Annotated in this window: 8 protein-coding genes and 2 pseudogenes; 2 read left to right on the top strand and 8 right to left on the bottom strand. The window is 42.4% G+C overall.

The features are described 5' to 3' along the window. The 8 genes and pseudogenes from B5F71_RS16895 to B5F71_RS16855 form a co-directional block, all read right to left on the bottom strand. Positions 1-251: pseudogene (locus B5F71_RS16895) on the bottom strand (transposase); the annotation flags it as partial. A gap of 449 nt (positions 252-700) precedes the next feature. Beyond that, positions 701-2014 (bottom strand): hypothetical protein, encoded by a 1314-nt coding sequence (locus B5F71_RS16890; protein ID WP_087212649.1) that lies wholly within the window; start codon positions 2012-2014, stop codon positions 701-703. Positions 2015-2027: 13 nt separating this feature from the next. Beyond that, positions 2028-2795, bottom strand: a complete 768-nt coding sequence (locus B5F71_RS16885) for a metallophosphoesterase (RefSeq protein WP_087212643.1) — start codon at positions 2793-2795, stop codon at positions 2028-2030. 1 nt (position 2796) lies between these two features. Beyond that, positions 2797-3384, bottom strand: coding sequence for a metallophosphoesterase (locus B5F71_RS16880; RefSeq protein ID WP_087212640.1), 588 nt, complete (start codon positions 3382-3384; stop codon positions 2797-2799). Positions 3385-4413: 1029 nt separating this feature from the next. After that, positions 4414-5265 carry a hypothetical protein gene (locus tag B5F71_RS16870; protein WP_087212633.1) on the bottom strand — a complete coding sequence of 284 codons (852 nt, stop codon included), beginning with the start codon at positions 5263-5265 and terminating at the stop codon, positions 4414-4416. A 9-nt stretch (positions 5266-5274) separates the two neighbouring features. Next, positions 5275-8925, bottom strand: coding sequence for an ATP-binding protein (locus tag B5F71_RS16865; protein WP_087212646.1), 3651 nt, complete (start codon positions 8923-8925; stop codon positions 5275-5277). Continuing rightward, a complete protein-coding gene (locus B5F71_RS16860) occupies positions 8909-9466 on the bottom strand; it encodes a hypothetical protein (RefSeq protein ID WP_087212630.1) in 558 nt (185 codons plus the stop codon). Before B5F71_RS16860 ends, B5F71_RS16865 begins: the two co-directional genes overlap by 17 nt. Next, positions 9456-10556 (bottom strand): hypothetical protein, encoded by a 1101-nt coding sequence (locus B5F71_RS16855; protein ID WP_241148638.1) that lies wholly within the window; start codon positions 10554-10556, stop codon positions 9456-9458. Before B5F71_RS16855 ends, B5F71_RS16860 begins: the two co-directional genes overlap by 11 nt. A gap of 416 nt (positions 10557-10972) precedes the next feature. Here B5F71_RS16855 and B5F71_RS16850 point away from each other — a divergent pair, with 416 nt between their 5' ends. After that, a complete protein-coding gene (locus B5F71_RS16850; RefSeq protein ID WP_087212623.1) occupies positions 10973-11185 on the top strand; it encodes a hypothetical protein in 213 nt (70 codons plus the stop codon). Between the two features lie 116 nt (positions 11186-11301). Continuing rightward, positions 11302-11583 (top strand): annotated as a pseudogene (locus B5F71_RS16845) (hypothetical protein); the annotation flags it as partial.

Below are 11583 nucleotides of genomic sequence, written 5' to 3'. Positions count from 1 at the left end.
TTCCCGTCTATACCACGGTCAGAATCAACATGATGGGAGGTCTTTACGCTTCTGGAATCCATGATGCCAAGACTGGGACTTTCCTCCCGTCCCGCCTGTTTACGGATAAAAGAGTGCAAGGCATCCATCACCTCTTCAAACACACCTTCAAGCTTCCACTTGCGGAAGTAGTAATAGACGGTTTGCCAAGGGGCGAAGTCAGAAGGAAGCATACGCCACTGGCAGCCGGTCTTGTTGATATAAAGGATGGCATTCATCCCGGCAGTCCGCTTTGTTGTAACTGCAGTTCTAATTCTTCAAATTCTAGTCTGTTCATAATACTTGAGGTTTGATTGTATTTGCTATCGCAAAGCTACAACAAAACCTTAAAGTGTAAAAGGTGCATTTGTTCAAATGCTTACTGATATTCTGATTGGAATATTATAAAAACATCCTCATCACTTGAACGTCTGCCGTCTGTCACTACATGTATATTCACATGATAGCCCATTAACAGCTTCTTCCTCCTGATAAACCATATGGTTGTGGACAGTTCTATCGAATCGGATAATGCCTGGCTGTTGAAAGTTGTCAAGAATCATATTATCAAATATCAGAATCAAGCAAATTATCAGCACTATTTCGAATCAGTGCCGATAATTTGCATACTACCGATTTTCAAATAGATTGCCAAAGTACGTCAGCCGATGAAAAATAAGAGTTAAGTAGCCCTAAGCTTCTCCACTTCCTGCCATTCTACATTAGAGACAATCGCCTGATATTGCTCCTTAGTCAGAACCGAATTAGAATCGTCCGAACATTCATATTTCCACGGCAGTTCATAGACAGTGCCCTCTTCCTGGTAACCCATATAGTTGTGAAAGGAGTCGGGAAGCAGCCGCACATAATCTTCTTCAAGCAGGATTTTCAGGAGCTTTTCTGCATCGTATATCAGCAGCGGTGTCCCGGCCTTATACAGAGCCGTAGCCACCTCAATAGCCAGCCCGACATTGGACGAGTAACTGTTGGAAACAACAATCTTCCATCCCTGAGGTTGAACATTTGAAGCTAAGATATTCAGACGTGAAAGCCCAAGTTCACCGTAATGGTCAGTTGCGAACCGCATGAAATCCTCCGGACTGTCAATGTCATACATTTCCATTACATCCCCGAACTTCTTCCGCTTGTAGTAGACTACATCACGCAATTCTTCCGGAACATCCTGCGGATCTGTATAGATACGCCCCCTGAATCCACGCTTCCGGTGATAAGCCTCATACACCTCGTTGGCAATGCGGTAATAGGTGCAATACTTTCGGATGGTCATGGTTTCTAAAAGAGGGGCAGAATGCCAGTGCACCGACTCCTCCAATGCCTTGATAGCCATTTCCCGATCTTCCACCTCAATTTTGAAATTCGGTACTATGCGGTTAAATACCTTTTGTGCAATCCGTCCTGTACGCTGCTGGTACGGCAGGTTATGTGCCACGTAATCGTTGAACCCATCGGAATTCGAGACAACGACATCAATCATCCTTTGCAGATAGTTGAAGAGGCGGGTCAGGTTCTCTCTGCACCACGTATTATCTGGCTCTGCATCCGTGCACTTGGAGTCATTCGTAATAATAAAGCTGATCCGCTTCCGGTCCGTAACACGGATTGACCGGGAATCCACGTATCGGTTCGAAGCAACATGGAACCACCTGGTCTCCATCGGGTTGAATGCCAACCAGTCAGCTAAGAACGCCTCCCGGCTGTCATATTCCCCGAAAGCAATCAACTCCTCAACATCTCCCCATTCTTCCGGAGTAGGTCGCGGCACCTCGATATAGAATCCCCGGTATTCATCATCGCCCATTGCGGCCAACCGCTCGAACCGATGTTGAATATCAACCAGCCGTTCCAACATATCGCCATCAACAGCAATCTCCCATTGGCGGCTTTCGCCCAACGCCTCCAGATGCGAAGCGTTCAAGCCAACCTCCTTCGCCAAATCGGCAAGGAGCCTTCTATCTATGATCTTTCTTTCGTACATTTCTGTATGTCCATTAAATTTCAATAAACTTGCTCGGATCAAATCCGTTCATCAGGTGTTCATCTTCAAAAACATATCCCATCTGGTTACAGATTATACGGGTTCCGCCAATCACAGTGCCGATATTGGTATGCGAATGCCCGTAAATCCAGGCATCAATCCGGCTGTCAGCTATCAGTTCTCCATATTCACTGGCAAATGCGCTGTTCAGCACGGAATCCCTATGATGCTGAGCCACTACCTGAAGTGTCGGCAGGTGATGCGTAACCACTACGATATGAGATGCCGTACTTTCCTTGATACTTTTCCGAATAAAGTCAATACAGGTCTCGTGCATCCAGTTGAACTCCTCCACCTGTAGTAGTTTTCCACTGAACTTAATCTGACGGAAATCGTTCATGCCTTTCCATACAAAATATTCATCGTTCGGATTTACCCGTGACCACAGCGTACTCAGCACGAAATCGGTATCATCAATGCGAACAACCTGATTCTGATAGTAGCCGACATTCTCCCGGAACATCCACCGCCATTGCAGCCCCCGTTCCATCACATCCGAATAGTTGTAATATTCGTGATTGCCGGGGACAATCAGCACCTGTCGGTAATTCTCTGAAGCCCATTTCCAGAACTTTGTCAGTGGAGCCACCTTGTCTTTCAGGTAGAATATGTCTCCGGCCAGCACCAGTACATCGCCGGTAACCGGCAGCTCATTATGTTTCAAATATCTGCTGTTTTCCTGGAACTCCAGGTGCAGATCGCTCATGTATTGTATCCTCATCTTATTGCTCTCCTTTCTTTGATTGTTCTATCTGCTTCTCTATGATTGCCTTTACCCGTGCAAATGAGACAGGGGTGAAATCGTTGTTATCTACTCCAACATCATACTGCGTGGGAAAAAGCATCTTTAGCCTCGGAGCGTCCTTCCCGGTGTTGTGCCTGCTGGTATGTACATGTCCGAAAAGCTGCCAGGTGCCATTGTATGAACCGCCATAGCAAAGGAACGGACAGTGATTCAGATAGATCTTCTGCTTATCTACCTCAATATACATCTGCATCACAACCTGTTCAAAGTATTTCCTGTAGTCCTGTCTCAGATTCTTTATGTCATGGTTGCCAATAATAAGATAGATTTTTCCATTCAGCCTGCTCAGTACGTTTATCCATTCAGCAGAACCTCCCAGACAAAAGTCACCTAAGTGAAACACGATATCATCTGGACTGACCACGCGGTTCCAGTTGGAAATAATCGTTTCATTCATATGGGCCACATCCTTGAAAGGCCTGTTACAAAACCTGATGATATTGGTATGATTGAAGTGGGTGTCGGATGTAAAGAACACCCTGCTTCCGTCAAATTTATAATTCATAATCTCCTTTAGTTTTGTGCGCATCACTGCGCGGTTCATACAAAATCTAATACCCATGGACGGAAATGACGGAGAAGGTCGTATGATGCGAACGTCACCAGTGGGCAAAATAAAACCGTTGAAAAGTTTGGCAAGGACTTTCCAACGGCTTCAATTAATTCTGGAGGGATATCTGCATCTAATATATCCCAGCCTGTTTATAATATGTTCGTTGGAAAGCGCTTTTGAATTTATCGAAGGATTCAATGCTTGAAGTTTGAACATATGGCATACGCTCAAAGCATGATGTGCTTCGATATGATATATTTGATAATATGTTCATTCTATTATGTTGCATCGTGTCTTTATAAATTTCCAATTGCATGGCAAAATTATAAAAGATTTCAGGAAATGCACCTAACTAGAGTCAGAAAATTCTTCTTTTCCTTAGGTCAAATATAGATTTTCCTCCGAACCTTGGTAAGATTTCCCTCCGTAATGGTCTGATGTCGGTTCATTTTGGGATATATGGCAAAATTTGTTTGTTCCCGTTTTCTATGACTTCTTTCTGTCATGCACAAAGCCTATAAGAAATATTCCCACCTGATTCTATACCGAATTTTTTGCAAAAATTCGGTATGCCTTTTATGACAATTTCGACAAATCTGTGTCTTTTTGTCAAAATTGTTATCACCTTCAATTACTTTTTGGGCAAATGTCATATGTTCGCTATGGAGAAACATAACCTACTGATTTGAGATGCACCGATTCTCTACCTATATTGAACATCCACAATACCATTCATTTGCCCAGAAAAATTCAAGGAAAAACATTGGAATATGAAATCTATCAACTAAATTTGCAACTACATACTCACCCCGCTTCCCATAAGAACAGCGCGCTCTGGGTGAGTCTTTTTTTTGTAATTCAAAAGAGATATAAAAGAATGACTAGTCCTAAATAACTGCTGCAAGTTTTAGACAAAAATACAGCTCAGCAAGACTATCCTTACTGAACTGTATTTTTATAACTTTCAATTCTTATCCGTTTCTACGGATTACAACATATGTAACCCTCTTGATCATAAGCTTTTCGCTCATGATGAATTAAATCTATCAACTGTTGTAATTCGCACACATCCGACTTAATGTCTTTGAAACGGTAATATTGTTCATCATATCTTTTCCGAGAACCGGACTTCAGACGGGATTCTATATCATCCGGAATTAAGTAGGAAGAACGTTCTTTGCCCAAATATTGCTGAAACTCATAGAGAAATATGTTTATTCCTGCCAAATCAAAGTCACCGAAGTGAAGATAATGATTGGATATAGTACACAGCCATTTCCTAAGATCGGTCGATTGTGGATATCTGGATACGAAAAGTACTTTATCAGAAAGGTCATGATTATGAAGGTATTTTTCAAAGAATGTCCGTTGCTTACGAATCATCCTAAAGTTTTCCATATTCTCCACACCCATCACTACTACATCTTCCGGTATTGCAAATTTCTTCCAGTCTGAGACAAAGAGGAAGCTTCCTTCTTGCGGATTTACCGGGAATGGGTCTCCACCCAGGAAACACTCGACACGTTCATAACTGTTTACAGGGAAGCCAGGGCAGGAACGGACCATAACAAGTTTGGAATTTCCTGTCTCCGCAGCCATTGTGGCACGGGAATCTGAAGCATTTACTTCGAGAAGGCGATAACGCTCATCCTTATCTACAAGAAATCTTTTCAGAGCCTCAGTATCACGGGCACGATATGATTTTCTTGAGCCACGTGATACAACCAACAGCAGACCTTCTGCCAACAGCTCATCAAGCAACTTACTGTTCAGCCTCGACCCGGCAACCAGTTCACCGGCTAACAATGCTTGTATAGACGCACTTAGTGCCATATTATCCGATTAATTTATTCGTTTCAACAATTTCTCTACTCTTGTCCTTACTCCATGCTTACTTAACAGGTATGTATAGCGGTAGTCGTATGGATTATACGATGTAGGTGAACTGTTAATAAGATAGATATTGCGTGAATTGGCAAACTGCAGAATGCCTTTTATATTGGTAGGATGCAAGCGACCTATCTCATCCATCATGCAGTGTACGATAAAATCACCACTTTTTTTGGCAGCCTTTTTCTTAAACACATTGATGAGCATGATATTAACCATTGCTTTCACAAGAATATCCGTACCATCCGATCCTACATTATTAATACGTTCAACCCAGCCGGTGTCATTGTCGTTCTCTTTCACACGGAACTGTAAACGGAAAGCGTCCCCCAAAGATACAGTCGGACGATTCGGTTCGTTCTGCAACTGATGAGACAGGCTCTTCAGATAATCTACGACCTTACGGTTCACTTCATCCCGATTATTATTTGAGAAAAGGTTCAGTTCGCCGATAGAAAAAGCATTCTCTACCGCATAATCGTGAATGGATATAAGCAGTTTCATGAGTTTGTCAGATGACTCATCTGCCCTGAGTTCAATACTCTTGATTACTCCTGCAAAATTCTTTTCTATAAAATCACGGTTTATATCCTGTATCACCCCATCCACATCCGACCTGCGTTTCATCAGTGAACCGATTTCCGCCGAGATACGTCCCAAAATATCTTTATAATGCTCGCTGGTACGTCTACGGAACTCCTCGATTTTATTATTATCCATAAAGTCCTGCAAATCCGCTGCAATCTCCAAATAGTCATTGTCTGTTACAGGCATTGTATTGAAATGGAAAGCATTTTGGGGCTTAAAGTTACGATTGAAACTGACAACTATGGATTTAAGCTTGTCTATCGATTCACGCTTCTGATTGACCGTACCTCGAAGTTGACTTAAAAGTTGCTGACAATCCAACTCGGTCTTCTTCATCTTGTCATCAGAGAGGAAAGCATCAGGCACCAGATGCTCATTTTCTACCATCTGATGATAAAACGTCAAGCCTTCTCTCCTATGCGTCAGTTCACCACGAACCTTTTTCCGGCGCTCTTCCATTTCTTTACATTTTTTCCCGATACGTGTCCGCCTGTCTTCATAACGCTGACGTATCATGGCGAGCCGCTGCTCTATAGTCTTAATTGTCTTTTTGATTTCCGGCTCCTTGGCAAAAAGATTTTGCTCTGTGTCGCGATATCTGATAACAATTGAACGTTCTTTATCAATCCTCATCAACAGATCCTTTAAATCATTTAAAGCCCTGCGGTATTGCTCGAGCAGGTTCGTATCAACGCCCTTGCCTGCAAGTTCGGCTTTCTGCTGTTCGTTGAGTTGTTGCTTCTGTGCGGCGAATTCCTGATTACGTTCGACCGCTACAGCATCTTGCGACTCCTTGAAAATACGCAATTCCTCATCGAGTGCTTTGACTGCTTTGTTAAACGATGAATCGAGTTCCTTAAGGTCCTTTTTATTCTTCAATTCATACTTATTGCGCGCCTCCTTCTCCGAATTCACATGCAGTACTGCTTCATTAAAGGAATGTTCACGAACATCTTTTTCTCGGGCAATCTGTTCCTGTTCTTCCATCTCCAGCTTATGCCTGCGGTTTTGCAGGTTCTGCCGCTTGGCTGGCACTTGTTCTTCTTCCACCTTCAACGATGTCATTTTCTGACGAAGCGGATTGACCTGTACAGCATATTTCTTGCCAAGTTTAGCTATCTCTTCCTGAAGAGTAACAGGCAATTGCGTAAGCTGATGGTTAATCTGCCGTACCTGCTCTTCCAGGCTATTCTTCTCCAATCTATATTCATCAGGCGTACGATGCACAGAGGCAATATTATCCAGGTTTAACTTTACGCCAAACATACTATTAGCCACAGTGTCCAACTGAGGGTCAAGCCCTTGAGCATATAGAATCCTCTCTTCGTCAACGACTTTGCCTATCGTGTTCTCCCAACCTTCAGCGTTTTCACAAAGCCACTTGTAAAGAGAACCGTCTAAACGAGCCAATAAATCATGAATCTTCGCGATTTGTTCACGCATTTGTGTACGGTCAGCGTCAAGACGTTCCTGCTCACGCTGAGAGGATTGTTTTATCTCCGTTTCTTTCATCTCATACTCGGCAGTAATCCGGGCAATCTGATTTTTTACCGCTGTCTGTTGGGCCGCATTCTCTTTTTCCGAAAAATTCAATTGTTGCAGTTCCTCATCTACTTGCTTTATTTCAGTAGCTTTGGGATGCCAATGCCGGAGTTCCTTCAGCGCATTTTCAGTCCTGTTCTGTTCGGTCAACAACATTTGCAGACGTTCGTCAGAGTCGTGTCGCCAGCTGTTGAAAGTCTCCATAACCTGATTCCTGTTTCTGGTACGTTCTTCTTCCAAGCTCTTACGCTTTATCTGAAGTTCGGTCTGTTTCTGATAATATGCTTCTTTCTGCATGTTCCCAAACGCCTGACGTGCATTTTCCAATTTACCTCTTGCAATGTTGTACTTTTCTTCTATCGATGCATAAGCTTTCAACAAATCATCCAATAGCGTTTGTTTATCAGCAGCCTCCTGTCTGATAGCAGACTCACGACCGGCAAGAGCGAGTTTGTCATCAATACCCTCGTCAGCGAAATACTTTCTTGCCTGTGCTATTTCCTTCAATTTACCCTTTTGGGCACCAAGGTCCTGATTGAGTGCGTCTTTTTCTTTATCATATTCTGCCGTAAGTTCCTTTTCACGGTTATGCTCTTTCTCTATGTCCGCTTCAACTTCTGCGGCTTCTATCTCCAAAAGAGGTATATGCTTTTCACTATAAGCTACAGCATGATTAAGCATGTGCCATACGTCAGACAACTGCTGGTCGAGTGCTACAATTGTACGGCCCTGTTCAGCTATTTTCAATGCTTGCTGACGCACAGGGTAACTGCCATCACGTGTTTGCCGGAACCAACAGTCTATCTCGTCATACTCCCGCTCAAAATCTGTAACAAGTCGTCTATAGGTCTGCAAATCAATCGGCAAATCCTCATCAGTCATGGATTGTATAATCGTATTCTTTACAAAGTCCGCATCAAGTTTGGTATTCAGAAAGACATTCTGAATGCTTCGTGGGATATTCTGATAATGCGAACTCTGCACCAATGCATAACGCGCATATTTATGGTCATGAGTGTTGCCGAAGATTATATCCTTAAACATCACACCGGACTCGATTCTTGCAGAAACAGCTACGTCTTTATCTATACGTTCGCGAATCTTCACCCAGTCACTCAATACCTGCTTGTCATCGTCTATTAGCCATTCACGCTGATAAGGTGCATCAATAAACCGCCATGAAGCGCGTCCCTGATATCTGCCGACAAGTATCGTATATGCGCCATTGTCTCGAATCACTTCATAAAGTATATAAGAGTTTGACTGGCGAAAATAAAATTCATCAAACGATTTCTGTCCCTGTTGAATACCCAAATGCTGTTTATCCGCATTGTAGAAAAACAGCAGTGCCCTCAATACCGTACTTTTACCGACACCCTGAGTCCCCGTGAAATGCACATTCCCGTCTACAGATATCTCTGCATACGGAATATTGGCACTATTGATAAAAATAATCTTATTCAGGTATTTCATCTTCATTTGCAATTTGAATTATTTCAACCAATTCTTCGACATAGCGGAATGCCGAAGTAACCTTAAAGGTCTCATCAAGTTCGCTGATACACTCCGCAAATCCCATGTTCTGCATTTCCTGAAGCAGTTTGTTTACTATTTCAACATTAGACCCCACACCGTATTTCTTGAACAGACGGTTTGCCTTTTCCTTCAGTTCGATATCCAGACTGATCTGTTCTGTCAAATGACTTTTGCGAAACTGATATCCTGCAGCAAATGACTGATTATAGCATTTCAGAAAATCCAGATAGTCAAGCCATTTTGAAAAGCTGTCCAATTTCTGCTCTATCGTCTGTTTACCCTCTCCTATTCTTGAAAAATAGAAGTAACCATTACCAGATTCCAGTTGCAGACCGATTTCCTTGAAGTATTCTGTATAATCTTCCAAATTCTCCTCGATATCCTCATACAGATGACGGACAGAGGCATCTGCACTGTCTACCGAAAGAAACTCTCCCCGGCTTAACCGCTCGTATATTCTTTGAGTATTATTTCGCATAAATTATAGGATATTCAATGTCTTGATAAATTGCATATTCGCCTGTTATCCGGCATTCATCAGGATGCAAGATAACCAACTGACAGAAGAGAGTGGCATGTTCTTCTATGCTACGTTTTACTTTATAGTCATACCTCAGAATGAACTCAAACAGATTATAACTTGATGCTAAAAATGCATTCCAGACTTCGGCAGAATCCACCTCCTTCAGTTGCCGGATATGTTCTTGCAAGTCTTCCTCTGCCAGAGGCCCGGCTTCCGTTCTGGCTGTTTTCTGTATTCCATTCCTTTCGGCAATTCGTCTCAGCAGCTTTACTACCTGATCGTTTTCCCTTAGCATTTCTAAAGACAGGCGAATCTTATTATATTGGCGGGATTCCATCCAAAGAGGATTCCTTTCTTCCAGAACTTTTACAAGGTTCGTGTCAGTCTTGATAAGCAACTGATCTTGCAGGTACTTCAACTTCCGTATCTTTTTGTAAAGTTGATTTTGCAGGTCTATCTGATTGATATAGGAAATAATCTGTCTGTCAATTTCCATTAGCGCATGATAGGCTTCTACAAAATCATGTTTCACATCGCTACACGTTTTTGCCATGTGCGGATCATTGGCCATGATGAAAAAGGCGTGTTCATTATCCATCAGTTTTTCACATTCACGTATCATGGCACGAATGCTATGGCTCTTTTCATCCAGATTCTCCAGTTTCTTCTTTTTGATGACATAATTGGGTTCCTGCTTATAGGCATTGTCCATATTACGCTTCAAATCCACCACATTTTTCAGAGTCCTGAATCCGGTCTTCTTTAAAAGTTGCCGCACACTATCCTGATATCCGGCTTTGCGGTTGGGATTAGTCTCTTGCAAGAAATAACCGATATTCTCTTTCAGGGTGTTGATGCATTCCTGTACGCTTAATACGCTAATTTCCTCATTGACATTCAGCACTTCCTCAAAGAAGTTCAGATAGTCGCTCTCAATCTCAACCGCATTTCCGGATTCCACCAGCACACCATAATCAACCAGCTTTCTCAATCTTTGTTCATTTCCTCCGACAAGGTCAATGGCAAGACCCAACGGAAACTTCATAAGCTTCCGCTTCCCAAACATCTCACTTAGCAATCTTTGCTCACGTGAAAGCGTTTTCGTCAGTTCTTCTATACTTCTAAAATGCGTCAGGACATCCATATATTCAAAACGACCAGTCCATCACGTTCCTTGCGTTGATTTAGAATGATGTTTTTCATTCCCTATATTGTTATTCAAATGCAATATTACTATTTTTCATTCAAATAACAATGTCTGTTGCACAATATATGTACTATTTATGCACTACAAAATCATTATTGAGTAAAATCTTACATCGTTGTGACCAAGAACTGCCATATCATAAAACCTTGTATCCTACGTACACATAGCGGTTTTACTCCTCAAGTTGGGATTCCATACCGACACATTATAAGTTACAAATAAACTGTTCTGAATTTATCGTGCGATGATTGGGGATGAGTTTTCGAGGCATTTTTTGTTTCTGTGATGAGGAAGATAGCGGGCATGCGTGCCTGCTTGCCAAACCATATACCGGTTATCTGCTTTACAGTTTTCATGTGAAGCCCGACACTTATGAGGTCGGTGTCATTTATGTGCATTCGCCCGAACTTCGTAAACTCGGGATAAAGGAACTGCATTTAGTAAAAGCCATAAAAATAAAGAAATAATCCATTGTTCTTTGACATACATATGAAAAATAAGGGGGTTAGATGATAAAAAGCTCTGATTAGAGGCCTAATACGAACGGATTTTTGTAAATTCGCAAAATTTTTAGAAATCCGATATGATAATACAAGGTCCTGAAATCTATTATGCGGCATCCTGCCTGATACTGGTCGTTACGTCACTGTTTTGTGCGTTGGTGCGTTATTTCCACATGTGCCGTCCGTTTGACGAGGAAGAAACCTATTTTTATCCGGCCCGCAAGCTCATCACAATTATCTATGCCTGTTTTGCCTTGCCTGTGGTATGGCTTTTCCGCATGGACAGCCCGGACGCATACTTCTTTATGCGTGTTTTTCTTATGCTGCTGTTGCCCGGTGCGGGCGTGTTGTCGTTCCGCCGG

The organism is Bacteroides sp. An269 (genome assembly GCF_002159755.1).
Lineage (GTDB): Bacteria > Bacteroidota > Bacteroidia > Bacteroidales > Bacteroidaceae > Phocaeicola > Phocaeicola intestinalis.
The sequence above is the reverse complement of the archived record's forward strand: the minus strand, read 5'-3'. Positions and strand labels throughout refer to the sequence as shown.